This window comes from Nocardia sp. NPDC004123 (assembly GCF_053603795.1).
On record NZ_JBSGGG010000039.1, the window covers coordinates 57,940 to 83,328 of the forward strand.

Below are 25,389 nucleotides of genomic sequence, written 5' to 3' on the forward strand. Positions count from 1 at the left end.
AAATGCCCGAAACCCACCCTTCGATGCGATTCACGATCACGCCGTACGCCGCTGTGCCACGCTGGAAGTCGTCACTTCCGGGTCAACCGAAGGATTCCGCCATGCTCTCGACACTCGCTCAGATCGTAGGCACCCTCGGCCGCGACATCCTGTCCATCGGAGGAGCGGCACTGCAGCTCGTGCAGGATCTCATCTCCTCCGGCGCACAGGGCCAGGGCGGCTCGGTTCCGCCCGGCCAGTACCCGTTCAACTGATCTCGATCGGCATCGGCACTCCGTCGGTGGCGGCATCCTGGCGATGCTGCCACCGATTTCTCTGTCCGCGAGGCTCTCGCTGTCGAGCATCGAGCACGCAGTAGCCCGCATCGTCGGCGAGCCGCACGACCTGGGGCTCACGCACCGGCAGGCGCAATCCGGCGCGATCCAGGCCACGCGGGTCGGGTGGGCGCAGGCGGGCGGTGCGGCCGCCCGGCTCCAGGGGTGGAGTGGGCGGCTGCGGGGGTCGGTCCGGCAGCCGGACCGGTTGCGGCACAGTGATATCCGACCAGGTGATGACGGTCTGGCGTGCGGCGCGGAAGAGCAGGCCGCCGCGAATCCAGTGCGCGGCCAGGATCCGCCCGGAGAGCACGACCTCGAGCACGGTGAAGCGGCCGCCGTAGGGTTCCGGTGCGGCTTCGGATACGGCGTGGAAACCACAGCTGCAGTCCTCGTCCGGCACTGCGTGACTCCGGCCGCGCCGGCACTCGGCGATCGCGTCACGCGGGTAGGGCGCGCCGCCGGTCGCCGGAATGAACCGATCCCCGTCGATGCGCCGGGCCACCTTGCGGGCCATGACCACCCAGACCCCGTCGTCGGTCCGGCGCAGGCTGGGCCGGACCACCTCGGGAACGTGAGGCCGCTCCCGCGTCCCGGCTTCGAAGGATCCGATCAGTCCATAGCCTTCGCACATGTGCGTTCCTTGCTCGGGGATGTCCTTCCTACCGAGCGTACGCCCGCACTGGTACCGCATTACCGCAATTATCCTGCGGCACAGTCCGATTCAGGCCAGCTGTTCGATCTTGGCGGCCAGTTCCGCGCCGGTCATGGGCTCGCGGGCGATGACGGCGATGGTGTCGTCGCCCGCGATGGTGCCGACCACCTCGGGCAGGGCAGCGCGGTCGAGGGCGCTGGCCAGGAAGTGCGCGGCGCCCGGCGGCGTCCGCAGGACGGCGATATTGCCGCTGGCGTCGGTGGAGACCAGCAGGTCGCCGAGCAGTTTCGAGAGTCGTTCGGTGCCGCCGGTGACGCCGCGGACGGGGCTGCCGTCCTCGGGGACCACGTACACGCCGGCGCCGCCGTCGGCCGCGCGCAGCTTGACCGCGCCGAGTTCGTCGAGATCGCGGGACAGTGTCGCCTGGGTGGTCTCGATGCCCTCGGACGAGAGCAGCACGGCCAGTTCCGACTGGCTGCGCACCTCGTGCTGGGAGAGGATGGCGACGATGCGGGCCTGCCGGCCGGCGCGGGTGCGGGCGATGGCCGCACCGGACTTGTTCGACACCGGTGCGGCCGTGCGACGTTCGCCGCTGCTCACCGCTCGCCTCGCTGGTATCGCTCCAGCAGCCACACCAGCAGCGCCTTCTGCGCGTGCAGGCGGTTCTCGGCCTCGTCCCAGACCGCGCTGTGCGGGCCGTCGATGACCTCGTCGGTGATCTCCTCGCCGCGGTGCGCCGGAAGGCAGTGCAGCACGGTCACATCCGCGGCCGCGCGGGCCAGCAGCCCGGCATTGACCTGGAACGGACGGAACGGGGCGACCCGGTCGCGGCCGTCGTTCTCCTGGCCCATGGAGGTCCAGGCGTCGGTGACCAGCGCGTCCGCACCCTCGGCCGCGGCCTGCGGGTCGTGGGTGATGGTGATGGTCGCACCGGTCTCGGCGGCCCGCTTCTGGGCGGCGTCGACGATCCAGCCGAACGGCTCGAAACCCTCGGGGGCGGCGATGGTCACGTTCATGCCCGCGGTGACGCCGCCGAGCATGAGCGAGTGCGCCATATTGTTCGCGCCGTCGCCGAGGTAGGTGAGGTTGCGGCCGCTCAGGTCGGAGCCCTTGCGCTCCTTCAGCGTCTGCAGATCCGCCAGCACCTGGCAGGGGTGGAACTCGTTGGACAGCGCATTGACCACGGGAACCGTTGCGGCGCCGGCCATCTCGTCCAGGCGTGCCTGTTCGAAGGTGCGCCAGACAATGGCGTCCACATACCGAGACAGCACGCGGCCGGTATCGGCGAGGGTCTCCTCGCGTCCCAGCTGGGTGTCGCGGCCGTCGACCACGACGGCGTGCCCGCCGAGCTGGGCGATGCCCATCTCGAAGGAGAACCGGGTGCGCGTGGAGTTCTTCTCGAACATGACCGCGACGCCGCGCGGGCCCTCCAGCGGCCGCCGCGACTGCGGTGCGGCCTTCAGTTCCGCTGCCAGCGCGAGGATCTCGGCCTGCTCGGCGGGGGTGACGTCGTCGTCACGCAGGAAATGCCGGATGGTCACTTGGTCTCCTTCTGGGCCTGGGCGGCATCGAGGATGCCGGGCAGGTCGGACAGGAAGTTCTCCGCCTGGGTCTCGGTGAGCACCAAGGGCGGAGCGAGGCGAATCACATTGGGCTTGGCCGGATTCAGCAGGTACCCGGCCGCCCGGGCGGCCAGCTCCACGTCCGTGGAGGCATCGGCGGTCAGCTGGATGCCGATGAGCAGACCGGCGCCGCGCACGTGGTCGACCAGCGGGTGGCCGAGGTTCTCGATCCCGTCGACGAGGATCTTGCCCACCGTCTCCACGTGCGAGAGCAGGCCGTCTTCGTCGATGGTCCGCAGCACGGCCAGCGCCGCCGCCGCGCACACCGGATTGCCGCCGAAGGTGGTGCCGTGCATGCCCGGCTGCAGCAGCTCCGCGGCCGGGCCCTGGGCCAGCACGGCGCCGATGGGCAGGCCGCCGCCCAGACCCTTGGCCAGGGTGATGACATCGGGCACGATGCCCGCGGCCTGGTGCGCGTAGAACGCGCCGGTGCGGCCGATGCCGGTCTGCACCTCGTCCAGGATCAGCAGCGCGCCTTGCTCTTTGGTGATCGCGCGGGCCTTGGCCAGGTAGTCGGCCGGGGGCACCACGACGCCGCTCTCCCCCATGATGGGTTCCAGGAACACCGCGGCCGTGTCCTTGTCGACGGCGGCGGCCAGCGCCAGCGCGTCGCCGTAGGGCACGTGGATGACGCCGGGCGGCATGGGCTCGAACGGTTCCCGCTTCGAGGGCTGGCCGGTCAGTGCGAGCGCGCCCATGGTGCGGCCGTGGAAGGCCTCCTCGCAGGCGATGATCTTCCGGCGCCCGGTGAGCCGTGCCATCTTGAAGGCGGCCTCGTTGGCCTCGGTGCCGGAGTTGCAGAAGAACGCCTTGCCGTGCCCGTCGCCGAAGTGCGCGAGCAGCCGTTCGGCCAGCTCGATGACCGGTTCGCTGGCATACAGATTCGAGACGTGGCCCAGGGTGCCGAGCTGCTGGGTGACCGCGTTCAGGATGGCCGGGTGGGCGTGGCCGAGGCTGTTGACCGCGATGCCGCCCAGGAAGTCGAGGTAGCGCTTGCCGTCGGCGTCGTAGACGACCGCGCCGGCGCCGCGCACCAGCGCCACCTTGGGGGTGCCGTAGTTGTTCATCAGCGCGGTGTTCCACCGCTGCTGGATGTCGGCTGTGCTCATGCTTCCACCTCGCTGGCGCTCGGCTCAAGCACGAGCACACTCGTGGCTGTGTTCATTTTCCGCTCGCTACGGTCGCTCATGAGATCTCCTGTGCGGGGGTGACCATCGTGCCGATGCCTTCCCCGGTGAACAGTTCCAGCAGGACCGAGTGGGCGACGCGCCCGTCGATCACGTGCGCGGTCGGGACGCCGCCCTCCACGGCGCGCAGGCAGGCTTCCATCTTGGGCACCATGCCCTCATCCAGCGACGGCAGCAACTTGGCCAGCTCGTCGGTGTCGATGCGGCTGGTCAGCGAGGACCGGTCGGGCCAATTCGTGTACAGGCCCTCGACATCGGTGAGGACGACCAGCTTCTCCGCGCCGATGCCCTGGGCCAGCGCGGCCGCCGCGGTGTCGGCATTGATGTTGTGCACCACGCCGTCGGCGTCCGGGGCGATGGTGGAGACCACCGGAATCCGGCCCGCGGCAATGAGATCCAGCACCGCGTCGGGATTCACCTCGGTGACGTCGCCGACCAGGCCGATATCGGTGGCCGCGCCGTCGACCTGCACGGTGCGGCGGGTGGCGGTGAACAGCCGGGCGTCCTCGCCGGAGATGCCGACCGCGTACGGGCCGTGAGCATTGATGAGCCCCACCAGTTCCCGGCCGACCTGACCGAACAGCACCATGCGCACGACGTCCATGACCTCGGGCGTGGTGACGCGGAAGCCGCCGCGGAATTCGCCCGTCATGCCGAGCTTCTTCAGCATGGCGCTGATCTGCGGGCCGCCGCCGTGCACCACCACCGGGTGCACGCCGACGGTGCGCAGGAACGCCATGTCGGCCGCGAAGGCCCGCTTGAGCTCGTCGTCGATCATGGCGTTGCCGCCGTACTTCACGACCACGATCTTGTCGCGGAACTTCTGCAGCCACGGCAGCGCGTCGGCGAGGACGTGCGCCTTGTCGAGGGCCGAAAGCTGTTTCACCACATCGCTCATGAGCTGTAGGCCGAGTTCTCTTCGACGTAGCCGTGCGAGAGGTCGGTGGTGCGGACGGTGGCCGCGCCGTCGCCCAGACCCAGCTCGACCAGGACCTGGATGTCGGGGCCGGACAGGTCGACCTCGCGGGCGCCCGGAGCGCCCACGCCGTCGATGCACACCGGAGATCCGTTGAACGACACCGAGACCCGGTTCGGATCCAGTTCGATGGGCGCGATGCCGATGGACGCCAGCACCCGGCCCCAGTTCGGGTCGGAGCCGAAGAACGCGGTCTTGACCAGGCTGTCGCGGGCCAGCGCCCGCGCACCGATGAGCGCTTCCGCTTCGCTGACCGCGCCCTGCACGGTGATGTGCACGCGCTTGGTGACGCCCTCGGCGTCGGACATGAGCTGCTCGGCCAGGTCGTCGCAGACCGCGAGCACGGCCGCGTTCAGATCCGCCTGGCTCGGGGTAACACCCGAGGCGCCGTTGGCCAGCAGCAGCACGGTGTCGTTGGTGGAGCAGGAGCCGTCCACGTCGAGCCGGTCGAAGGTGTACTTCGTGGCATTCCGCAGCGCCTCGTCCAGCTGCTGCGGGGTGGCGACCACATCGGTGGTGAGCACCACGAGCATGGTGGCCAGCGATGGCGCGAGCATGCCCGCGCCCTTTGCCATGCCGCCCACGTTCCACTTGTCCAGGTGATGGAAGGCGGTTTCCTTCGGCACGGTGTCGGTGGTCATGATGGCCCGCGCGGCCTCGGCGCCGCCGGACAGGCCGCCGCCCATCTCGTGCACGATCTCGGTGACGGCCGGGATGAGCTTGTCCATGGGCAGCCGGTCGCCGATCAATCCGGTGGAGCAGACCGCGATCTCGCCCGCGCCGGTCTCGGTTCCCCAGTTGCTCAACGCCTTCGCCAGTTCCTCGGCGGTGGCGTGGGTGTCCTGGAAGCCGCCCGGGCCGGTGCACGCGTTGGCGCCGCCGGAATTCAGGATGACCGCGCGCAGCCGGCCGCCGGTCAGCACCTGCTGCGACCACAGCACCGGCGCGGCCTTGACCTTGTTGCGGGTGAACACGCCGGCGGCCGCGTACTCCGGGCCCTCGTTGAACACCAGCGCCAGGTCCGGCTTGCCGCTCTTCTTGATGCCGGCGGCGATGCCCGCGGCCCGGAAGCCCAGCGGTGCGGTGACGCCCTGGGTCCGCACCAGCTTGCCGTTGTCGATCGTCACGGTGCCACTCCTACGGTGGAAAGTCCTGCGGTCTCGTCGATTCCGAGAGCCAGATTCATCGATTGCACCGCGGCGCCCGCGGTGCCCTTGGTCAGGTTGTCGATCGCGCCGATGACCACCAGCAGCCCGGCGTCGGCGTCCACGGTGACCTGGAGGGTGACGGCATTGGAGCCGAGCACCGAACCGGTCTGCGGCAGTACGCCTTCCGGCAGCAGGTGCACGAAAGGCTCATCGGCGTAGGCCTTCTCGTAGACGGCGCGGGCGGTGGCGGCGTCCACGGTGGTGGGGGCGGTGCAGGTGGCCAGGATGCCGCGCGGCAGCGGGGCCAGCACCGGGGTGAACGACACGCTCACGTCGGCGCCGGATCCGGTGGCGGTCTTCAGGTTCTGCGCGATCTCGGGGGTGTGCCGGTGTGCGCCCGCGATGCCGTAGGCCCGCAGCGAGCCCATCACCTCCGAGCCCAGCAGGCCCACATCGAGTTTGCGGCCTGCGCCCGACGTGCCGCTCACCGCAACCACATTCACGCGCGGTTCGATGATTCCGGCCGCGACGGCCGGGGCCAGCGCCAGGCTCGACACGGTCGGGTAGCAGCCGGGGACGGCGATCCGGGTGGCGCCGCGCAGCTTCTCGCGCCCGCCGGGCAGCTCGGGCAACCCGTAGGGCCAGCTGCCGGCGTGCGGGGTGCCGTAATACTTCTCCCACGCCGCCGGATCGGTGAGCCGGAAGTCGGCGCCGCAGTCGATGATGATCGTGGATTCCGGCAACGCCGTGGCGATCGCCGCGGACTGCCCGTGCGGCAGGCCGAGGAAGACCACATCGTGGCCGGAGAGCTCCTCGACGGTGGTGGGCCCGAGCACCCGATCGGCCAGCGGCAGCAGATGTGGCTGCAGCTCACCCAGGGTGGTACCGGCATTGGACCCCGCGGTCAGCGCCCCGATCTCGAGGCGCCCGCTTCGGTAGGCTGGATGACCGAGCAGCAGGCGCAGGACTTCACCGCCCGCGTACCCGCTCGCACCAGCTACCGCGACCCGCAGGGGCCCGTTCGAGGTATCCACCATGTGATGATTATGCACGACCGTGCAAGCTCATTCACAACCGGGCGGAAATCTGACAGAGAGCGCCGCTTACGGCACACTCGACAGCGCCATGTACGACGACGCCACCCAACCGTTGCCGGTCGTCGGCCCCCAGCCGGGCCGCACCCGCCGGGCACCGGAGACGCCAAACCCGACCCCCCGCCGTTCGCGGCGCGCCGAGGCGGACTCCACCAGCCGGCGCGCGGACAAGCGGCGCACCGCTGGTAAGCGTGATGACACCTCCGGCAAGCGTGATCGCAGCGGCGGCAAGCCCGAGCGCACCGCGGCCCAGCGCGAGCGCGACAAACGCCTGCGCCTCGCCGGACGCGGCATCACGGCCCTGGTGGCCGCAGGTGTGATCGGCATAACAGGTCTGGTCTGGTACGGCCGCAACGACTTCGATTCCGGCTTCGTCCGCTCGGGCGCGATCGCACCCGAGGACGTCAATCTCGACGGCGACATCAATATGCTGCTGATCGGCCTGGACACCCGGAAAGACCTGAACGGCAACGATCTGCCCAAGGAGATCCTCGACCAGTTGCACGCCGGTGACGGCTCGGAGGGTGGCTACAACGCCAATTCGCTGATCCTGGTGCACATTCCGAAGGATCTGAAGCACATCATCGCGTTCTCCATCCCGCGCGACGACTACGTTCCGGTGCAGGGCATTCCGGGTTACGACCACGCCAAGATCAAGGAGTCCTACGGCCTCAAGAAGTACACGGTCGAGGAGAAGCTCAAGGCGAAGGGCATGGCCGACGGGCCCGACCTGGAGCGCCAGGGCCGGGAAGCGGGCCGCGCCAGCATCGTTCAGACTGTGAAAGCGCTCACAGGCGTGCCCATCAACCGGTTCGCGGAGATCTCCCTGGCCGGCTTCTACGACCTCGCGACCGCACTCGGCGGCGTCGACGTGTGCCTCAATCACGCCGTGGACGACAGCTACTACTCCGGCGCGCAGTTCCCCGCCGGACCCCAGCACCTGGACGGCTCCGACGCGCTGGCGTTCGTCCGGCAGCGGCACGGGCTGGAGAACGGCGACCTCGATCGCACCCACCGGCAGCAGGCATTCCTGACCTCGGTGGCCAATTCCATGAAGAGCTCGGGCACGCTGGCCAATCCGGGCCGGCTCAAGGCGCTGATGGATGTGGCGCACAAGGACGTGGTGCTGTCGGACGGCTGGAGCCTCACCGATTTCGCCACCACGCTGGGCCGCGCGGAGAACCCGACGGTGGAGTTCCGCACGCTGCCGGTGCTGCGCTACGACACGGTCGACGGCCAGGACGTGAACGTCATCGATCCGGTGGCCATCAAGAAGACGGTGCGCGAGGCGTTCGGCGTCTCCACCCCGGCCGCGCCCAGCGCGCCGGCCACCACGCCCACCTCGACGCTGGACGTGGCCAATGCCAGCGGCACGCCCGGCCAGGCCGCCAAGGTGTCGAAGTTGCTGACCGCCAAGGGATTTCCGGCCGGTGATGTCGCCAACGCCACCTACGCCGACGGCACCACCTCGACCGTCTACTACGGCACCGGCGCCGATACCGACGCCAAACAGCTGTCGGAGATGTTCGGCGGGATCCCGGTGAGCCCGTCCACCGAGGTGTCCAGCGGGCACGTGAAGCTGGTCGTCGGCGCGGATCTCGAGATTCCGGCGTCGCTGGACCCGACCGCCGCCACCACCAGCCCGACCACCACTGCGGGCGGCTCCTCGACCAGCGCCGCGGCCACCGACACCACCACGGACGCACCCGATTCCGGCAAGCCCGTCACCACCCAGATCGGTTCGAAGATCCCCTGCGTGAACTGATCCAGCCGCGGCCGGTCGCTGAAATCTCCAGTCGCACCACGGTTCAGCGGCCCGCTGACCGCCCGGGTCACCGTTCCAGGGCGCGGGTCAGTTCGACGGTACCCAGCTTGTCCGGGTTGCGGATGGCGTACAGCCCGGTGATGCGGTCGCCGGAGGTCTCGATCAGTTCGACGGTGTCGAGGCGTCCGTCGGCGGTACGCAGCAGCAGGGCGGGCAGCGCGTTGTAGGTGCCGAACTCGACGCTCATGTCCGCCAAGGCTTTCCGGCTCAACCCGATCAGATAGTGGGCGACACGCGTCGCGCCGACGACCGGGCGGCGCGCCGCACTCACCTTGCCACCGCCGTCGGCGATCTGGACGACATCGGGGGCCAGCACATCCATGAGGGTCTGCAGATCACCGGTTTGCGTGGCCCGCAGGAACCGGTCGATCACCTCGCGGCTGGTCTCGGAGTCGGGTTCGAAGCGCTTGCGCCGGGACCGCACGTGCGCGCGGGCCCGATGCGCGATCTGACGCACGGTGGCATCGGATTTGCCGACCATGCCGGCGATGTCGACGAGGCTGTGGCCGAACACCTCCGACAGCACGAACACCGCGCGTTCGGTGGGTCCGAGGGTCTCGAGCACCAGCAGCATGGCCATCGACACCGATTCGGCCAGCAGCACATCGTGACCGGCGCCGGATTCGGTGCGGATGGGCTCGGGCAGCCAGCTGCCGACGTAGTCCTCGCGGCGGCGGCGCACGGTGCGCAGGTGGTTGAGCGCCTGCCGGCTGACGATGGTGGTGAGGTAGGCGCGCGGATGCTCGATCCGCGCCGGATCGGTCTCGCGCCAGCGAAGATAGCTGTCCTGCAACACATCCTCGGCATCGGCGGCGCTGCCGAGCAGCTCGTAGGCGATGGTGAACAGCAGCGGTCGCAGCCGATCGAACGCGTCCACCCCGCTCATCGGTCCGGTGTCAGCGCCGATGCTCATATCCGAAGCCTAATCACGAAGCGGGCGAGCACGACACCATCTTTCAGGAGCCACTACGTCAACTCACTGGACACCATGTACATTGAGCCCGTACGACCGCCGACCCGAGGGGACCTCCAATGCCCGGCACCGATTCCGGCCCGCTGACCCGGGCGGGTCGCTTCAACTACTACTCCAGCACCCATCTCGGCGCGGTCGCCCGCTTCTACGCGCGCCTGCACCGCCGCCTCTTCGATCGCTTCGGCGGCACCCGCTTCGCCACCCTCTTCGGCCACCCGGTCCTCGAATTGACCGTCCCCGGCCGCAAATCCGGCCAGCCCCGCCCCGTCATGCTCATGCTGGTCCGCTCCGGCGACACCCTCCTGGTCTGCGGCTCCAACGGCGGCAACCCCGGCACCCCCAACTGGTGGAAAAACCTCCTGGCCGCCGACCACGCCGAGGTCCGCATCGGCCGCGAAGCCTTCCCGGTCACCACCCGCGTAGTCACCGACGACACCGAATACGCCACCCACTGGCAAACCCTCACCGCCGCCTACCCCCACTTCACCACCTACCGAGCCCTCAGCCCCCGCCACTTCCCCATCGCCGTCCTCACCCGCGCCGACGCCTGAACCAGCCAGCGACCTGGGCGGTAACGGCTGAAAATCAGTTCTTGAATCTGGTTCAAGAAGTTGACTAGGCTGCGGGGGTGGCCGAAGTTGAACGGGGTTCAAAAAATGGGGCCCGGCCGGTTCAGGTGAATCGGCGGGGGCGGGAGTCTCGGGCGGCGTTGCTGGAGGCGGGGCGGAGGGCGTTCTCGGACCGGCGGTACGAGGAGGTGTCGATCGCGGAGATCGCGGCGGCGGCGGGGGCCGCGGTGGGGTCGATCGGATACCACTTCGGGGGGAAGTACGAGTTGTATCTGGCGGTGCACGAGGCCGTGTTCGAGGACTTCTGGGATCGGCTGCAGGAGTTGCGGGGGTCCGCGATGGAGCGGCTGACGCTGGGGTTCGGGATCTATCTGGATTTCGTGCAGCAGCACGGGACGGCGCTGATCATGACCCCGCGCACGGGGGCCGACGAGCGGTTGCTGGCGCAGCACGAGCGGCATCGGGACCGGCTGGTGGCGGCGCTGCTCACCGAAATCGTCTCCGCGGGTGAGAGTTCCGCCATCCGGATCGCCATGGACGGGTGGCTGGCTTTCGTGGAGGGCGCCACGGCGCGCTGGCTCACCGAGCCGGAGCCGGATCGCGCTCAGCTGCAGAGCCTGGTGCTCGCCACCGGATTCGCCACGGTGCAAACGACTTTGGCACTCGACCCGTCCATCACCCTGACTTCCCGCACCATCGCCGCCCTGCTGGACCCGACCGGCGCGCAGCAGCGCACCGAACCACGAGAACAGCGCACCGAACGAAGCGAGACGAGCTAGTGGAACTCCTCCACCGACCCAACAATGCCCTGGCGGCCGGACCCGTCGGCCGGGCCGTGGCGTGGCTCATCGGCCCGCGCGGCATCTCCGACCCCGCCCGCCTGCGCCGCGAGGTGGAGGGCAAGATCGCCGTGGTCACCGGCGCGTCCCACGGCCTGGGCGCCGAGACCGCCCGCATGCTCGCCGCCGCCGGCGCGACCGTCGTGCTCGGCGCGCGCTCGGTCGATCAGCTGCAGGCGGTGGCGGACGAGATCACCGCGGCGGGCGGCACGGCGGTGGCGATCCGCCTGGATCTGGCCGAGCCGGAATCGATCTCGGCCTTCGCCGAGGACATCCTCGCCCGCTTCGACCATGTCGACTATCTGATTCACAACGCGGGCAAGTCCTTACGCCGCTCGATCCACCTGTCCTACGACCGGCCGAAGGATCTCACCGCCACCTCGACCGCCAACTACCTCGGCCCGATCAGCCTCATGCTGGCCCTGCTTCCGAGCATGCGAGCGCGCCGCAGCGGCCACATCGTGAACATCTCCACGGTCGGCGTGCTCTTTCCGGTGGTCCCGAAGTGGGGTTTCTATCTGTCCGCCAAGGCCGCCTTCGATGTGTGGATGCGCGCGGTGGGCATGGAGGCGCGGCCGGACGGGGTCACCCTCACCACCATCTACGCCGGGCTCATGCACACCCGGATGAGCGCGCCCAGCCGCTGGATGTCCGCGATGCCCGGTCAGTCCCCCGCCGAGGCCGCCACGGGCGTGGCACGGGCGCTGATCACCAAGCCGCGCATGATGATTCCCGCCTACGGGTATGCGACCTCGATACTCACCCCGATCCTGCGCGTGCCACTGGAGATCGCCTTCACCGCCGTCTACCGGCGGCTCGGCGACACCGAGGCCGCTCTCCGCGCGGTGCACGGGAAGGGCAGGGGCGATGCGCACTAGTACGTCCCTCGATTGGGGCACAGCGCTTTCCGCGATCACCACTTCGGGCGCACTGCGCCCGATCGGACCGGCGGCCGCGGTGTCGATCGCCCGCGGCTACCACGCCTACGGCCCGTCACTGGGTCTGCTCATCGCCGTCTCCGCGGCCCGCCACCCGGATCGGATCGCCCTGATCGACGAATCCGGCGCGGTCACCTACCGCGAGCTCATGCGCCGCTCCGAAGCCATTGCCGCAGCGCTGCATTCGCTCGCGCCGGACCTGCGCACCGTGGGCATTCTGTGCCGCAATCACCACGGTTTCGTCGAGGCGGTGATCGCGGGCAGCCGTCTGGGCTGCGAGCTGGTCTTCCTCAATACCGAACTCCCCGCCGCCCAGCTGGCCCGCATCCTGGAACGGCACACGCCGGACATCCTCGTCCACGATGACGAACATCTCGCGGCGCTCGCCGAGACGGGCTACTCCGGCATCCAGGTGCGCGGCTGGCGCGACCCCGAGGTCCGATCCGAGCTGCCGACGCTGGATCAGCTTGCCCGGCAACGGCATCCGTCCCCGCCCCCGGCCCGGCAGCCCGCCCGGATCACCCTGCTGACCTCGGGCACCTCCGGCATGGCCAAGGGCGTCGCCCGCAAGATCGGCCTGCGTCCCGCGCTGGAGGCGGCCGCCTCGCTGGCCGCCGCCGCACGCCTGTCCCACCGCGATATCGCGATCGTCGCGCCCCCGTTCTTCCACGGTTTCGGCCTCGGCGCGCTGGCCGGTCAGCTGGCCCTGGGCGCGACAGCGGTCACGCGCCGCCGCTTCGATCCCGAGCTGGCCCTGGCCGATATCCAGCGCCACCGCGCGACCGTGTTCATCGGCGTCCCGATCATGATCCAGCGCCTCGCCGCCCTGCCCGATGAGATCCGCCGCCGCTACGACCTGTCCGCACTGCGCCTGGCGTTGACCGGCGCGGCGCCGATCTCACCCAACACCATCGCGAAATTCCTGCGCGACTTCGGTCCCCGGCTGGTCAATGGTTACGGCTCCACCGAGGCGGGCGTCGTCTCCATCGCCACACCGGCGGATCTCGCGTACTCTCCCAGAACCGTGGGGCGCCCCATTCTCGGTGTCTCCGTACGCATTCTGCGCGCCGACCGCACCCCGGCCGCGGTCGGCGAGACCGGTACGGTCTTCGTGCGCGGCGGCCTGGGCTTCAACGGCTACACCGCCGATCGCGGCGGCTCCGCCCCCAGCAAGGAGGTGCGCGACGGCTACGTCAATATCGGCGATATGGGCCACCTGGATGCGCAGGGCCGCCTCTACATCGACGGCCGCGACGACGAGATGATCGTCTCCGGCGGCGAGAACATCTATCCCCGCGAGGTCGAGAACGCGCTGTCCGAGCATCCCGCCGTCGCCGATGTCATCGTGGTCGGCATCGCCGATCCCGAGTACGGCCAGGTACTGCGGGCCTATCTGGTGACCACCGACGCCGACCCCGGCGACGACGCCCTCAAACAGCACATCCGGACCCGCCTGGAACGCTACAAGGTGCCCAAGCAGTTCGTCCGTCTCCCCGAGCTGCCCCGCAACCTCGGCGGAAAAGTGCTGCGCCACAAGCTCGGCGAGCAGGCCGCCTCGTGACGCGTCGCTTGCGGCCGCCGGTCCGCGTTGGTACCGTGCCGTGGACCGTGACATCACGAAGGAGGTGAGACCCATGAATGACGTATCGAGATGGGTGCTCCCCATCGTGGTCGCGGTTGGGCGTACGAAGTAGCTGTCGCCGGGAGCGCCTGTGTTGCAAGGCATTCCGAGAGGCAGAACATCATGCACCTGAACTTCACCGCGGAGACGTCGGAAAACGGCGTCCGTGAACGCGATTTCCTGCTGGGCGAGATCACCGGCGTACTGTGGTCGCCCGAATCCGCGCCCGAGAACGCACCCCTGATCCTGCTGGGTCACAGTGGCGGCGTGCACAAGCGCGCCCCGAACCTCGTCACGACGGCCCGTCACTTCGTGACCGAATCCGGTTACCGGGTGGCCGCCATCGACGCCCCGGGGCACGGCGACCGGCCGCGCAACGAGCAGGACCAGCGGTGGGCCGACGCGCTGCACGCGGCGCGGGCGGCCGGGGAACCGATGGACTCGATCATCGCCGAGTTCAATATGTCCCTGGCCGAGCGGGCCGTGCCGGAGTGGCAGGCCACCCTGGACGCGCTGCAGGCGCTGCCGGAGATCGGCCCGGACGCTCCGGTCGGCTACGGCGGCATCACCCTGGGCACCGTCATCGGCATGATGCTGGTGGCCGCCGAACCCCGCATCCGGGCCGCGACCTTCAACAGCGTGTTCGTATTCGACGCGCTGTTCGAGGCCGCACGCAAGATCACCATCCCGCTCACCCTCCAGGTCGCCTGGAACGATGAGGAAATCGACCGCCGGCCCAGCTTCGACCTGTTCGAGGCGTTCGCGTCGGAGGAGAAGACGCTGCTGGCGAATCCGGGCCGGCACAACCAGATGGCCAGGACCCAGCCCGATTTCGCGGCGGCGTTCATGCGCCACCATCTGGGCCGGTAGCCGAAAGAGTCCATCCGGCAACGGATGACGATCGACAAGAGGGAAGCGGTGATCCGCTTCCCTTTTCAACATATATCGCACCCCCGGGCTTGCGGCAAGACCCCCGGTATGCCGCAGAATCGCTGGCCGTAGCCGAAATCCGTGGAATGGAGTAGCGCGCGTGCGTGTGACGAGTGCCGACGTGATCATTGCGGGCGCGGGCCCGACGGGTCTGATGCTGGCCGCCGAACTGCTGGCGGCCGGGGTACGGCCGGTGGTCCTGGAGCGCAGTCCGCAGCTGCGGACGGTGCCGAAGGCCAATGGATTCAGTGGGCAGATCCTGCAATTGCTGGGCTATCGAGGATTGCTGAACCGGTTCGAATCGGCCGGGGCGCCGGTCGCTCCGGCGGCGGTCTTCCCGTTCGGCGGACTGCACGTGGATCAGAGCCCACTGGCGGATCCGCCGTTGCGCGCGCTCCATCTCCCGCAGCCGCAGCTCGAGCAGCTGCTCGACGAGCTGGTGCGCGAGCGCGGCGGGGAGGTCAGGCGCGGACACACGGTGACCGGGATCGATCAGGACGCCACCGGGGTCACCGTGACGGTGTCGGGCCCCGACGGCCCGTATCAGCTGACCGCCCACTATGCCGTGGGCTGCGACGGCGCGCGCAGCAAGGTCCGGGAGCTGGCGGGAATCGCCTTCCCCGGCATCACCTATCCGGAGGTCAATCGCCTGGGCCAGGTCGCGGTGGCGGCCGGGGTGACCATGCTGGACAACGGCGATCTGGACGTCGCCGGGCACGGTGTCGTCCCCGCCGGTTTCACCCGCACCGAGCGCGGCGTGTTCGCGGTCGGCTCGCTCGCCACCGGCATGCTCATGGTGCAGACCACCGAGGACACCGCCACCGAGACCGATGACAACGAGCCGCTGACCCTCGCGGAGCTGAGCGACAGCATCCGCCGCGTCCTGGGCGTCGATCTGCCGCTGGGTGAGCCGATCCGGTTGTCCCGCTACCAGTTCCAGGCACGGCAGGCCGAAAGCTTCCGCGCCGGAAGGATTCTGGTGGCCGGCGATGCCGCGCACACATTCCCGGCCACGGGTGTCGGCCTCAACGCGGGCATGCTCGACGCGGTCAACCTGGCCTGGAAACTGGCCGCGGACATCGACGGCCGGGCCCCGGACGGGCTGCTCGACAGCTACCACACGGAGCGTTCCTTCGCGGCGGCCCGCACCATGGTGCACACCCAGGCGCAGGCGGCGCTGCGCCGCGGCGACGATCCGGCGGCCGAGGCACTCCGGACCCTGTTCCAGGAACTGCTCACCGACGCACCGGCCCTGCAGCGACTGGGGTCCATGATCGCGGGCGCCGACATCCGCTATCCGCTGCCGAATCCCAACGGGCACCAGCTGACCGGAGCCTTCCTCCCCGATCTGTACCCGCACCCCGGTGTCGCCCAGTCCCTGCGCGACGCCCGCCCGGTGCTGCTCGATCTCGCCGACCGCGCGGACCTGCGCGAGATCGCCGAGCTGTGGGGCGACCGCGTCGACATCCGGACCGCTGCCACCGACGACCGGCCCGCCGATGCCGTCCTGATCCGCCCGGACGCCCACATCGCCTGGGCCGCAACGGTCGGCGAATCCCCCGCCACCGCCGAACCCGGGCTGCGGGACGCACTGGCCACCTGGTTCGGCGCACCGACACGGGTAATTGTCCCGAGCGCGGGAAACACGGTCAGCGACTGACCGGATCGGCCACACCGCTGATCCGTCCGGCCCGAGCCCTCGGCCCGCATCGATTTCCGGCGTTCAATTCCGGCATGCCGCAAACGCGGCCGGAACGAAATCGCTTGGAAGGACCGGGAAATGACCGAGTTCGTAACGCTCGAGCACGGGCGGATCGCGTGTGATGTGGCCGGGGACGGACCGCTGGTGGTGCTGTCGCACGGCATGGGAACCTGGCGGCAGGAGTTCCGGCACCTGGTCGGGCCGCTGGTCGCGGCCGGATACCGGGTGGTGAACGCCGATATGCGCGGGCACGGCGAATCCAGCCCGAACTGGCCCTCGGTGACCGGGAAGGAAGCCATCAGCCGCACCGACGTGGCCCACGACCTGTTGGGTGTCATCCGGCATTTCGGGGGTCCCGCGGTCATCGTCGGGCATTCGCTGTCGGGCGGCTCGGCGACCATCGCGGCGGCGGAGGCCCCCGAGTTGGTGAGCGCCATCGTCGAAATCGACCCGTTCACCCTCACCCAGCAGCTGCACATCGGCACGATGATCACCAGCCGCCGGTACCGCCGCGGCATGGTGCGCCTGCTCGCCACCCAGGGACTGCGGTCGTTCCGGTGGTGGTTCCGCTATCTGGAGATCGCCTACCCGACCAAGCCCGCCGACCACGCGGAGTTCCTCGGCGGCCTGCGGACCATCTTGCGGCAGCCCGACCGCTGGGCGGAATTCATGAAGACCGGCGCCACCACTCCGGCCGACGCGCACGCTCGCATCGCCGACATCCGCTGTCCCGCACTGGTGCTCATGGGCACCCAGGATCCGGACTTCGCCGACCCGCGGGCCGAGGCCGAGGCGATCGTGGCGGCCATGCCGGCGGGACTGGGCAGTGTCGCCATGGTGGAGGGCGGCGGCCACTACCCGCACGCGCAGTGCGCCGACCGAGTGGCCGAACTGGTCATCCCGTTCCTCGACCGCCACACCGCCCGCCGCACATCCGAATCGGTCAGCCACTGACCATGGCAGCCGAGCCCGGCGACTGCGATGATGGCGGGATGCCCGCACCCCGCACCATCGTTTTCGTTGTCTACCAGGGCATGCAGCTGTCCGAGCTGGCCGGGCCACTGGATGTGTTCGCGCTCCTCAACGGCGTCCGCGAGCGGCCGCCCGCGCAACTGCCGCCGGTCCTGCAGGAGCATCCCATCAGTTCAGCGGGCGGCCAGGCGGATTCGGACGGCGCAGCCCTGCCCTACCGCCTGCTGACCGCCTCGCCCGGGGGCCGCCCGATCACCGCGGACGGCGGCCTCACCCTCTCGGTGGAGCATTCGCTGCACGACATCGCCGCCGGAGACGACTTCGACACCCTGATCGTGGTGGGCGGCATGGCCTCCGGGCCGGCCGGGGCGGAGGTGGTGCGGGAGCTGCCCGCCCTGGCCCGCAAGGCGCGGCGGGTGACCTCGGTGTGCGCGGGCGCGCTGCTGCTGGCCGCGGCCGGGTTGCTCGACGGCTACCGGGCCACCACCCACTGGGCCTCGACCGACCTGATGGCCCAGCGCTATCCGCGGGTCACGGTCGAACCGGATCGCATCTACGTCCGCGACCGCAATCGCTGGACGTCAGCGGGCATGTCGGCGGGCGTCGATCTGGCGCTGGCGCTGGTCGAGGACGACTACGGCCGCGAGGTCGCCGCCATGATCGCGCGGCTGTACGTGGTGTTCACCCGGCGTCCCGGCGGGCAGACCCAGTTCAGCGCGCAGCTGCGCACCCAGCCCGCGCGCACGCCCGCCATTCGCGCGGTGCAGCAGTGGCTGCCCGATCATCTCGACGCGAACCTCGGGGTGGCCGAGCTGGCCCGCCGCGCGGGCATGAGCGAACGCAACTTCGCCCGGGCCTTCCGCATCGAAACCGGCAGCACGCCTGCGGCTTTCGTGGAGGATCTGCGCGTCGAGGCGGCCCGCCGCCTGCTGGAGTCGACCGAGCTGACCATCGGTGCGATCGCCCGCCAGGTCGGCTACCGCCACGGCGAGACCCTGCACCGGGTGTTCGGCCGACGCCTGGCCACCACGCCCGAACGCTACCGGCAGCATTTCGCCACCGGCGCGGCTCAATTGGCGGGGACCAGCGAGTAGATCCACCAGGGGCGTTGCGGCAGTTCGAATTTGAATATCTGCATGCGGTAGCTCACCCACTCGCCGGTCTCGGGCGAGCGCACCCGCACGGGCCGGCGGGCGACCTTGTCGGGCGGAACCTCGGTGGACCAGAAGCGATCCCACTCCGGGGCCGCACGGCAACGGTCGACGATGGCCGCGAGTCGTTCGGGCGAGTGGGTGGCGGACGCCATGTAGCGGAATCCGTACACCATGAAGTGCGCTTCACGTTCCCAGTCGTCGATGACCTCGCGCGCCCGCGGGTCCAGCAGCATCCATTCGACGATGACGTCGCCGGGCTCTAGTCCCGGAAACGCCAGCAGGTAGGCGTCATTGGCGGCGACCAGGTCTACCGCGGGCATGGTCTGGAAGCAGGCAGGGTGCGGCATGGCGCGCAGGAAGTCGAGCTCGTAGGGCTCCGGCGGCGTGATTTCGGTTCCGAAGCTGGCCAATTCGGGCTGCAGCAGGGTGGCGACGTGGTCGCGCACCTGCGCCGGCACCTGCAGCGCGGTGAACAGCGCGCCGAGGGCGACCGCGGTGGGCTGGCGAGTGCCCTGCTCGATCTTCTGGATCAGCGCCTCGGAGACTCCGGCGCGCCGGGACAGCTCGGCTCGGGTGAGCCCGGCTGCCTCGCGGCGACTACGCAAATAGTCGGCAATCTCCGAGCGCGCCGCGGTCACCGATACCTCCAGAAGCCATGAAACGGGTTGTTCCGTCGCACAAGGTACCGGAACACCCACGGTCGACGCAGCCCGCGAACTGACTGCCGAGGAATAAGGCAACCTGGCCGCTATTCCCGCTGGGACAAATTGGGACAGGAGTTCACCTTGACCCGCACCCGCGCCGATCGGGATGCTTGCCACGCCGTGCGGCACTCCGCACGGCGACACCGGGTGTCCGCGAGGGGACGGCACGAACGCGGACCGCATCGCTGTCGCCGATGGATCGCGCCACGTGCCGCGAGGCATCCGTCGTCGCGGCGGTGGACGGGGCCTCGAGGTCCACCCGCCGCGGCCGAAACGGAGCGGCTGCGGCATCCCGCTCAGAAATACGTGTGCAGGAAGTCGACGATCCGCGGCCGCTCGGCGTCGGCGTCATCGATGACCGGGATGAGACGCCACTTGTCGAACGCGGTGCAGGGATGCGAAAGCCCCAGTCGCACCACACTTCCCACCGGCACCTGGTCGTCCGAGGCACCCGGCAGCCGCAAGAAGGCGTGCTGATCGTTCAAGGCCGAGACATGCGCGCCGGCCGGCAGCGAAGGGGTCGCAACCGCCGAGAGCCCGGTGTTCACCGGTCCGGTGATCCGCTGCGGAACAGGTAAACCCAAGTCGTACGGAAGATCACGCTTGCCCGCATCGAGCAACGCGAGTTCCGCTTCCGGGCGGGACACACAGCGTGCCCATCCGTGCATCGCCGACCGCAGCGGATGCTCCGCGCGCCCCGCGGCCAATGGCGAAATCCCGGAGTAGAACCCGTCATCGTGCACCAGATACGCGCCGGACCGCAGCACCACCACAGTCGGAACTCCGTGCACGCCATCCTCGTCCGCAAGTCCGGCCAACTGCTCCACGACGAGGTCCGGATATGCGCTGCCGCCGGCGGTCACGATCGCACGATCGTCATACCGGCCCGCGGCCATCAGCTCCTGGTGCAGGATCGTGAGCTCGTCCAGGTAGTGCCGCACGGCCGCAAGGGCTTCCGGGGTGCGGTCATGGGCGAGTGCGGCCTCGTAACCGCCGACCCCTGCGAGTCGCAGGCGCGGTGACTTGTGGACCGCGTCGGCAACGGCGTGGGCCGCGGCCAGCCCGCGGGCGCCGGTACGGCCGTGCGGACCACCGAGTTCCACGACGACGTTCAGCTGAACCCCGTCGGGGGCGGACGCGAGGTGGCGCTCCATCTCCCGGACCGCGTCGACGCCGTCGACCCAGCTGTAGAGCTCGAAGTCGGGGTCACGCGCGATTTCCGTTGCCGCCCAGTGCAACCCGATCGGATCCACGAGCGTGTTGGCCAGCACGATGCGGTCGAGGCCGAACGACCGCCCGACCTGGGCCTGCCAGCCGGTGGCGAGGGTGATACCCCAGGAGCCGGTCTCGAGCTGTTCGGCCCAGAGCTGGGGCGACATGGAGGTCTTGCCGTGCGGGGCCAGCCGGACGCCGGCGGCGCGCGCCCAGTCGGCCATGACGGCCCGGTTGGTGTCCAGCGCGGAGCGGTCCATGGTGAGCACCGGCGTCTGCAGGTCGTCCAGGTGCGGATTCGTGGCCAGGTATTCGCGGACGGTCAGCCCCCAGGCGGCCGGGGGCAGCGATTTGTGCCGCGGGCCCAGGACAGCGTCGCCACCGGCGCGGACGCTGTCGCTGAGGGCTGCGGCGACTCCCTTGTCGAGGGCCACGACGCTCCTTTCGGTCGAAGCAACCTTGCATTGCTCGAGTCGAAGCAATCATGCACGGCACGATCCGCGACGTGTGCACCCGCTCGCGGGCTCGAGGCCCTACTCGACGCCGATGTGCTGGTGGTCGGTGCGGATGCGGCCGTCCTCGTCCAGCGCGAGGACGTCCATCCCGCCACCGACCACGGTGCCATCGGCGGTCACCATCGACCAGGTCAGGGCGATGACCTGCTTCAACAGCACCGTCGCTTCCCCACGCTGGACGAAGCGGTGTTCGCCCGCCGCCAGGAACATCTCGTAGGCCCGCTCCACACGCCGTTCCAGCGCATGATGCCCCCGCACCTCGAGCGACGGGATCGGAAAGTTCAAGCGAGTGGCGGCATCTCGCATATCCTCCGGCGGATCGACGAGAATCTGCACGCCGTCCTCGGCCCACAGTTCGCGAATGAGTTTGCGCCGCGGCTCCGGGTCGGTCTCGTTCCACATGGCCAGGTACCGGTCGGCGAGTTCGTTGATGTCGATGTTCGTCATGGCATCGAGTCTGCGTTGGCGCGATGCGCTGCGCGATTCCCTCCAGGGAATGAGCGGGTTCTCCCGTCAGGGAATGAGACAGGGCCGCACGCGGTTTCGGCGTGCGGCCCTGTGCGCAGGACTCGGGTCAGTTCCCGGCGAGCACAGCGAGCACCGGCTCGGACAGGAAGAACGGCTCCAGCCGCTCGCGAATCAGCTTGGCCAGCACGCCGTTCCGCTTGGCGGCTTCCACCACGGCCGGGCCGTAGCGCAGGATCTCCTCGGCGATGACCGCCTCGGACAGGCCCAGCTCGGGCAGCATGGCCGCCAGGGTGTGGTCGCCGTACTTCTCGAAGAACACCTCGACGCCCTGGTCCACCAGCACGCCGACGTATTCCTTGTTGCGGGTGGTCAGCGCGATCCGGTGGATGATCAGGGCGAGGTCGCGGAGGTCCTGCTGGGACAGGTACTCGCGCAGGCCGCTGACCGGCTCACCGGCGTGCAGGTCCCAGAATTCCATGGCCGCGTCGTGCACCGGGGCGTCGCGCAGCATTTCGCGAATGGCGTTGTTGGTGCGTTTGAGCGCGAATTGCGCGCCCTTGCCGGCCATTTCGCCGATGAAGGTGCCACCGGCCTTCTCCGCCGCCTTGCGCGCGGACTTGGCGGCATTGGTGCCCATGGAGACCAGGGAACCGACGCCGGGAATCTTCGAGGCGATCTGCTTGTTGGTCTCCATCAGATCGTCGACCAGCTTGTCCACGAACTTGGCGGCCACGGTCGCGATGAGGGGGCTCTCGGTCAGCCGCTCCAGGATCCGTTCCTGGGCCTGGTGCATGCCGAAGAGCTTCTCCAGCAGCTGCTCGACCGGCTCGCGGTCCACCACGTCACCGAGGGTGTAGTCATGATTCCCGGCGATGTTCTCGTACAGCGAATCGGCCAGCGTGCCGACCATTTCGCCCAGTACCGGGCTGCCGCCGATCAGGTCGATGACATTGGCGACGGTCTGCTTGGCCTGATCGATCTCCACCACGTCGCGGACGATGATGGTGTCGGCGACACCGATCACCGCTTCCACATCGCGGGCGATCACTTCGGCGAAGCGATCACCGCTGACCTCGGCGACAATGAAGTCGACCTGGAGATCCAGGAGCTTCTCGGCGATTTCGCGTGGCGCCCGGGACGGCGTATCGGACTCGGTCAAGGTTCCACCCATCAATTGAAGACGGAACGCCTGATCACTCGGAATCGTTGCCGTGCACCGATTTTCGAATCTGTTCCAGACGTTCCCGCGCGGCCTTCGCCCGCGCATCCCACTGTTCCTCGACGCTACGGCCCACTGGTGTCTGCCGATCGAGTTCGCCCATCCCCTGCGATGTCCCGTAGCGCTGCTCGACCTTATCGCGAACTGACTCGAAAGTAGGGACGCCGCCGGAGGTATAGCCGCCGATCGCCGGACCTGCGGGGATACCCGCAGGTGGTACCGGTATCCCGGTGACCACGGGACCCGCTCCCACCTGCCCGGATGCCGAGACCGTCTCAGACTGCGGATAGCTTTCCACCGGCAGCGTGTCCGGAGTCACATCGATGACATCGGGTGCATGACCCAGGGTGGCCGCCAGTGACTGCGCCACCGCGTGCAGCGCGGCCATCCCGGCCTTGCCGTCGGTGGCGGCCTCGACCACCGCCGCGAGTTCGGCGTCCGGCAGCTGCGCCAACAACGCCACGAGTTCCTTGGCATCGCTCATGGGTTCCAGGCTACGCATCACGGGGACCGCGGGGGCCTGGCACAGCGCGCCGGGATCGGAACATTGCGCGGGATTCAGGGACGGCGTACGGTGGGGACGTCGCAATCCCGTGGATGCAGGTCGACACCGAGTCCCTCCCACGCGATTTCTTCCCTCCCCGAGCCGGTTACCCGGTGGCGCTGTAGCTCCCGCCCGGTGCTGCACCGCCACTGGCGAACCACTCGGATTCACCGGCGGTTTCCTACCGCCTTCGGCCGCATCCGGCCACACCAATCACTCACTCCCGGTGCACAAGTCACCTGATCCTTACAAGGAGAACTCTCATGACCACCATCGATCCCACGCCGCAGGTCGCCCACACCGACGCGACCCCGGCCCTCGAACACATCGAAACCCTCACGCCCGCAGCGGGAATCCTGGATATCCATGGCCAGAGCGGTGTGTTGCGCCGCAGCGGTTACCTGCCGGGCCCCCACGACATCCACGTGCCCACCCGATTGATCCGGAGCCACGGCCTGCGCCGCGGCGATGCCCTCACCGGCCTGGCGCAGCCGAACACCAAGAACGGCAAGCTCGCTCCCCTGGTACGGGTCGACACCGTGAACGACCTCCCGGTCGCCGAGATCTCCCCGCGACCGCACTTCCAGGACCTGACCCCCATCCACCCCAATGAGCGGCTGCGACTCGAAACCGGGCCGCACCAGCTCACCACCCGCGTCACCGATCTCATGATGCCGATCGGCAAGGGCCAGCGCGCCTTGATCGTGGCACCACCCAAGGCGGGCAAAACCTCTGTGCTGCAGGCGATCGCACACGGCATCGCCGCCAACCACCCGGAGGCGCACCTGATGCTGGTGCTGGTCGGCGAGCGCCCCGAGGAGGTCACCGACCTCTCGCGCGGGGTGCCCGCCGAGGTGATCGCCGCGACCTTCGATCATTCCCCCGCCGAACAGACCGCGCTGGCCGAACTGGCCATCGAACGCGCCCAGCGGCTGGCCGAACAGGGCCGCGACGTCGTCGTCCTGCTCGACTCTCTGACCCGACTCGCCCGCGCCTACAACATGACCGGATCCGCCTCGGGCCGAATCCTTTCCGGCGGTGTGGATTCCATGGCATTGACGCCGCCGAAGCGGTTCCTGGGCGCGGCCCGCAATATCGAACACGGCGGATCGCTGACCATGATCGCCACCGCACTCGTCGAAACCGGTTCGCTCGCCGACACCGTCATCTTCGAGGAGTACAAGAGCACCGGCAATGCCGAGCTCAAACTCGACCGCGGACTGGCGAGCCGCCACGTCTTCCCGGCCGTGGACATCGCCAGGTCCAGCACCCGCCGCGACGAACTGCTGTTCGCCCCCGACGAGCGGCTCGCTGTGGACAGGCTCCGCCGCACCCTGGCCGAACTGGACGATCAGCGCGCCCTCGACCTGCTCCTCGACGGACTGCGCAAGACCGGCAGCAATGCCGAATTCCTCGCCAATATCATCCGGAAGTGAGGCGCTTGGGCGGCAGCACCCCGGCCGCCCAGGTCGCCACCGTCTCCGCCCAGCCCGGGAATCCGATGAGGTCGTTGTGCATGCCGCCGGGATAGATCACCAGCTGTTTGGGCTCGGGCGCGGCGGCGTACAGGTCGTGGCCCATCTGTACGGGCAGGAGTTCGTCCATGTCGCCGTGCATGATCATGACCGGGCAGGTCAGTCTGCGAATTCGCGGCAGGCTGGGATAGGCGTTGGGCACGAACAGCTTCGGCAGGAACGGATATACCGCGACCGCCGCGTCCCGCATGCCGGTGAAGGTCGACATGAGCAGTAGCGCGGCGGGCGGTAAGGCATTCGCCAGCTCGAGCATCACGCCGCCGCCGAGCGACTTTCCCAGATACACCAACCGGTTGGCATCCACACCGGGCTGCGCGAGCAATGCCTCCCGCGCCGCCCGCACGTCCAGATAGGTCCCACGCTCGTCCGTCCGGCCGGTACTGCGCCCATACCCGCGGTAATCGAAAATCATCACATCGAACCCGACCGCCGCGAGCATGCCCAGCATCGGCGACCGATCCCCTATGTTCCCGCCGTTCCCGTGCGCGAACAGAATGTGCCCCAGCGGCTCCCCCACCGCCGGCACGAACCAGGCCTCGACGGTCTCGCCATCGGCCGTGCGCAGCGACATCTCCTCATAGTCGAGGCGATATGTTTCCGGAGTCTCCAGAATCCGCCGGTCGCCCGGCTGATAGCTGAGCGCATTGAGGATGGGGGTCGCCGGATGCCACAT

At 69.2% G+C, this 25,389-nt stretch carries 25 protein-coding genes; 11 read left to right on the plus strand and 14 right to left on the minus strand.

What is annotated here, in order from left to right; all coding sequences use genetic code 11:
- The first annotated feature begins 101 nt into the window (after positions 1–101).
- On the plus strand, positions 102–254 hold the full coding sequence (locus tag ACWEQQ_RS40895; protein WP_452351987.1) for a hypothetical protein: 153 nt from the start codon (positions 102–104) through the stop codon (positions 252–254).
- On the opposite strand, the gene ACWEQQ_RS40900 is transcribed toward ACWEQQ_RS40895, so the two are convergent.
- From ACWEQQ_RS40900 to argC, 7 genes are all read right to left on the minus strand, one after another.
- Positions 247–948, minus strand: coding sequence for a hypothetical protein (locus ACWEQQ_RS40900; RefSeq protein WP_452343843.1), 702 nt, complete (start codon positions 946–948; stop codon positions 247–249). The genes ACWEQQ_RS40895 and ACWEQQ_RS40900 overlap by 8 nt on opposite strands.
- A 90-nt stretch (positions 949–1,038) precedes the next feature.
- Complete coding sequence (locus tag ACWEQQ_RS40905) at positions 1,039–1,536, minus strand: arginine repressor (RefSeq protein WP_354848599.1); 498 nt, start codon at positions 1,534–1,536, stop codon at positions 1,039–1,041.
- Between the two features lie 29 nt (positions 1,537–1,565).
- The gene (argF, locus tag ACWEQQ_RS40910; protein WP_452343842.1) at positions 1,566–2,510 is read right to left on the minus strand and encodes an ornithine carbamoyltransferase; all 945 of its coding nucleotides are present in this window, start codon (positions 2,508–2,510) and stop codon (positions 1,566–1,568) included.
- Complete coding sequence (locus tag ACWEQQ_RS40915) at positions 2,507–3,700, minus strand: acetylornithine transaminase (protein ID WP_452343841.1); 1,194 nt, start codon at positions 3,698–3,700, stop codon at positions 2,507–2,509. The genes argF and ACWEQQ_RS40915 overlap by 4 nt, the downstream gene beginning before the upstream one ends.
- A gap of 76 nt (positions 3,701–3,776) precedes the next feature.
- A complete protein-coding gene (gene argB, locus ACWEQQ_RS40920; RefSeq protein ID WP_452343840.1) occupies positions 3,777–4,676 on the minus strand; it encodes an acetylglutamate kinase in 900 nt (299 codons plus the stop codon).
- The gene (gene argJ / locus ACWEQQ_RS40925) at positions 4,673–5,881 is read right to left on the minus strand and encodes a bifunctional glutamate N-acetyltransferase/amino-acid acetyltransferase ArgJ (protein ID WP_452343839.1); all 1,209 of its coding nucleotides are present in this window, start codon (positions 5,879–5,881) and stop codon (positions 4,673–4,675) included. Before argJ ends, argB begins: the two co-directional genes overlap by 4 nt.
- On the minus strand, positions 5,878–6,939 hold the full coding sequence (gene argC, locus ACWEQQ_RS40930; RefSeq protein WP_452351988.1) for an N-acetyl-gamma-glutamyl-phosphate reductase: 1,062 nt from the start codon (positions 6,937–6,939) through the stop codon (positions 5,878–5,880). Before argC ends, argJ begins: the two co-directional genes overlap by 4 nt.
- Positions 6,940–7,027: 88 nt before the next feature.
- Between argC and ACWEQQ_RS40935 the strand changes: the two genes are divergently transcribed.
- Positions 7,028–8,761: an LCP family glycopolymer transferase gene (locus tag ACWEQQ_RS40935; RefSeq protein ID WP_452352006.1), complete on the plus strand. Its 1,734-nt coding sequence runs from the start codon at positions 7,028–7,030 to the stop codon at positions 8,759–8,761.
- A 67-nt stretch (positions 8,762–8,828) separates the two neighbouring features.
- On the opposite strand, the gene ACWEQQ_RS40940 is transcribed toward ACWEQQ_RS40935, so the two are convergent.
- Positions 8,829–9,707 carry an RNA polymerase sigma-70 factor gene (locus ACWEQQ_RS40940; protein WP_452352007.1) on the minus strand — a complete coding sequence of 293 codons (879 nt, stop codon included), beginning with the start codon at positions 9,705–9,707 and terminating at the stop codon, positions 8,829–8,831.
- A gap of 146 nt (positions 9,708–9,853) precedes the next feature.
- On the opposite strand from ACWEQQ_RS40940, the gene ACWEQQ_RS40945 reads away from it, so the two are divergent.
- The 8 genes from ACWEQQ_RS40945 (at position 9,854) to ACWEQQ_RS40980 (ending at position 18,459) form a co-directional block, all read left to right on the plus strand.
- Positions 9,854–10,345 carry a nitroreductase/quinone reductase family protein gene (locus ACWEQQ_RS40945; protein ID WP_452351989.1) on the plus strand — a complete coding sequence of 164 codons (492 nt, stop codon included), beginning with the start codon at positions 9,854–9,856 and terminating at the stop codon, positions 10,343–10,345.
- A 125-nt stretch (positions 10,346–10,470) separates the two neighbouring features.
- Entirely contained in the window at positions 10,471–11,142 is a 672-nt protein-coding gene (locus ACWEQQ_RS40950) for a TetR/AcrR family transcriptional regulator (RefSeq protein WP_452351990.1), read from the plus strand.
- Entirely contained in the window at positions 11,142–12,080 is a 939-nt protein-coding gene (locus ACWEQQ_RS40955) for an SDR family NAD(P)-dependent oxidoreductase (RefSeq protein WP_452351991.1), read from the plus strand. Before ACWEQQ_RS40950 ends, ACWEQQ_RS40955 begins: the two co-directional genes overlap by 1 nt.
- Positions 12,070–13,701: an AMP-binding protein gene (locus ACWEQQ_RS40960; protein WP_452351992.1), complete on the plus strand. Its 1,632-nt coding sequence runs from the start codon at positions 12,070–12,072 to the stop codon at positions 13,699–13,701. Before ACWEQQ_RS40955 ends, ACWEQQ_RS40960 begins: the two co-directional genes overlap by 11 nt.
- A 189-nt stretch (positions 13,702–13,890) precedes the next feature.
- Positions 13,891–14,631, plus strand: coding sequence for a dienelactone hydrolase family protein (locus tag ACWEQQ_RS40965; protein ID WP_452352008.1), 741 nt, complete (start codon positions 13,891–13,893; stop codon positions 14,629–14,631).
- A gap of 160 nt (positions 14,632–14,791) precedes the next feature.
- Complete coding sequence (locus tag ACWEQQ_RS40970) at positions 14,792–16,351, plus strand: FAD-dependent monooxygenase (RefSeq protein WP_452351993.1); 1,560 nt, start codon at positions 14,792–14,794, stop codon at positions 16,349–16,351.
- Between the two features lie 120 nt (positions 16,352–16,471).
- Positions 16,472–17,347: an alpha/beta fold hydrolase gene (locus ACWEQQ_RS40975; RefSeq protein ID WP_452343832.1), complete on the plus strand. Its 876-nt coding sequence runs from the start codon at positions 16,472–16,474 to the stop codon at positions 17,345–17,347.
- A 2-nt stretch (positions 17,348–17,349) separates the two neighbouring features.
- The gene (locus ACWEQQ_RS40980) at positions 17,350–18,459 is read left to right on the plus strand and encodes a GlxA family transcriptional regulator (protein ID WP_452343831.1); all 1,110 of its coding nucleotides are present in this window, start codon (positions 17,350–17,352) and stop codon (positions 18,457–18,459) included.
- Here ACWEQQ_RS40980 and ACWEQQ_RS40985 read toward each other — a convergent pair.
- The 5 genes from ACWEQQ_RS40985 to ACWEQQ_RS41005 all read right to left on the minus strand — a co-directional run bounded on the left by ACWEQQ_RS40985 (position 18,435) and on the right by ACWEQQ_RS41005 (position 23,121).
- The gene (locus ACWEQQ_RS40985) at positions 18,435–19,157 is read right to left on the minus strand and encodes an MmyB family transcriptional regulator (protein WP_452351994.1); all 723 of its coding nucleotides are present in this window, start codon (positions 19,155–19,157) and stop codon (positions 18,435–18,437) included. The genes ACWEQQ_RS40980 and ACWEQQ_RS40985 overlap by 25 nt on opposite strands.
- Before the next feature lie 362 nt (positions 19,158–19,519).
- Entirely contained in the window at positions 19,520–20,869 is a 1,350-nt protein-coding gene (locus ACWEQQ_RS40990; RefSeq protein WP_452351995.1) for an amino acid deaminase, read from the minus strand.
- A gap of 99 nt (positions 20,870–20,968) precedes the next feature.
- Entirely contained in the window at positions 20,969–21,397 is a 429-nt protein-coding gene (locus tag ACWEQQ_RS40995; RefSeq protein WP_452351996.1) for a hypothetical protein, read from the minus strand.
- Positions 21,398–21,524: 127 nt separating this feature from the next.
- Positions 21,525–22,577 carry a hypothetical protein gene (locus tag ACWEQQ_RS41000; protein ID WP_452343827.1) on the minus strand — a complete coding sequence of 351 codons (1,053 nt, stop codon included), beginning with the start codon at positions 22,575–22,577 and terminating at the stop codon, positions 21,525–21,527.
- A 34-nt stretch (positions 22,578–22,611) separates the two neighbouring features.
- Positions 22,612–23,121 carry a PspA/IM30 family protein gene (locus ACWEQQ_RS41005; RefSeq protein ID WP_452351997.1) on the minus strand — a complete coding sequence of 170 codons (510 nt, stop codon included), beginning with the start codon at positions 23,119–23,121 and terminating at the stop codon, positions 22,612–22,614.
- Between the two features lie 323 nt (positions 23,122–23,444).
- On the opposite strand from ACWEQQ_RS41005, the gene rho reads away from it, so the two are divergent.
- Positions 23,445–24,617: a transcription termination factor Rho gene (gene rho, locus ACWEQQ_RS41010; protein ID WP_452351998.1), complete on the plus strand. Its 1,173-nt coding sequence runs from the start codon at positions 23,445–23,447 to the stop codon at positions 24,615–24,617.
- Here rho and ACWEQQ_RS41015 read toward each other — a convergent pair.
- Positions 24,604–25,389 (minus strand): alpha/beta hydrolase, encoded by a 786-nt coding sequence (locus ACWEQQ_RS41015; RefSeq protein WP_452351999.1) that lies wholly within the window; start codon positions 25,387–25,389, stop codon positions 24,604–24,606. The two genes, rho and ACWEQQ_RS41015, sit on opposite strands and share 14 nt — an antisense overlap.

Coding starts and splice junctions, on each gene's coding strand:
- ACWEQQ_RS40895 (WP_452351987.1), top strand. CDS start 102: ATGCTCTCGACACTCGCTCAGATCGTAGGCACCCTCGGCCGCGACATC.
- ACWEQQ_RS40900 (WP_452343843.1), bottom strand. CDS start 948: ATGTGCGAAGGCTATGGACTGATCGGATCCTTCGAAGCCGGGACGCGG.
- ACWEQQ_RS40915 (WP_452343841.1), bottom strand. CDS start 3,700: ATGAGCACAGCCGACATCCAGCAGCGGTGGAACACCGCGCTGATGAAC.
- argB (WP_452343840.1), bottom strand. CDS start 4,676: ATGAGCGATGTGGTGAAACAGCTTTCGGCCCTCGACAAGGCGCACGTC.
- argC (WP_452351988.1), bottom strand. CDS start 6,939: ATGGTGGATACCTCGAACGGGCCCCTGCGGGTCGCGGTAGCTGGTGCG.
- ACWEQQ_RS40935 (WP_452352006.1), top strand. CDS start 7,028: ATGTACGACGACGCCACCCAACCGTTGCCGGTCGTCGGCCCCCAGCCG.
- ACWEQQ_RS40940 (WP_452352007.1), bottom strand. CDS start 9,707: ATGAGCGGGGTGGACGCGTTCGATCGGCTGCGACCGCTGCTGTTCACC.
- ACWEQQ_RS40945 (WP_452351989.1), top strand. CDS start 9,854: ATGCCCGGCACCGATTCCGGCCCGCTGACCCGGGCGGGTCGCTTCAAC.
- ACWEQQ_RS40960 (WP_452351992.1), top strand. CDS start 12,070: ATGCGCACTAGTACGTCCCTCGATTGGGGCACAGCGCTTTCCGCGATC.
- ACWEQQ_RS40975 (WP_452343832.1), top strand. CDS start 16,472: ATGACCGAGTTCGTAACGCTCGAGCACGGGCGGATCGCGTGTGATGTG.
- ACWEQQ_RS40980 (WP_452343831.1), top strand. CDS start 17,350: ATGGCAGCCGAGCCCGGCGACTGCGATGATGGCGGGATGCCCGCACCC.
- ACWEQQ_RS40995 (WP_452351996.1), bottom strand. CDS start 21,397: ATGACGAACATCGACATCAACGAACTCGCCGACCGGTACCTGGCCATG.
- ACWEQQ_RS41005 (WP_452351997.1), bottom strand. CDS start 23,121: ATGAGCGATGCCAAGGAACTCGTGGCGTTGTTGGCGCAGCTGCCGGAC.
- rho (WP_452351998.1), top strand. CDS start 23,445: ATGACCACCATCGATCCCACGCCGCAGGTCGCCCACACCGACGCGACC.
- ACWEQQ_RS41015 (WP_452351999.1), bottom strand. CDS start 25,389: ATGTGGCATCCGGCGACCCCCATCCTCAATGCGCTCAGCTATCAGCCG.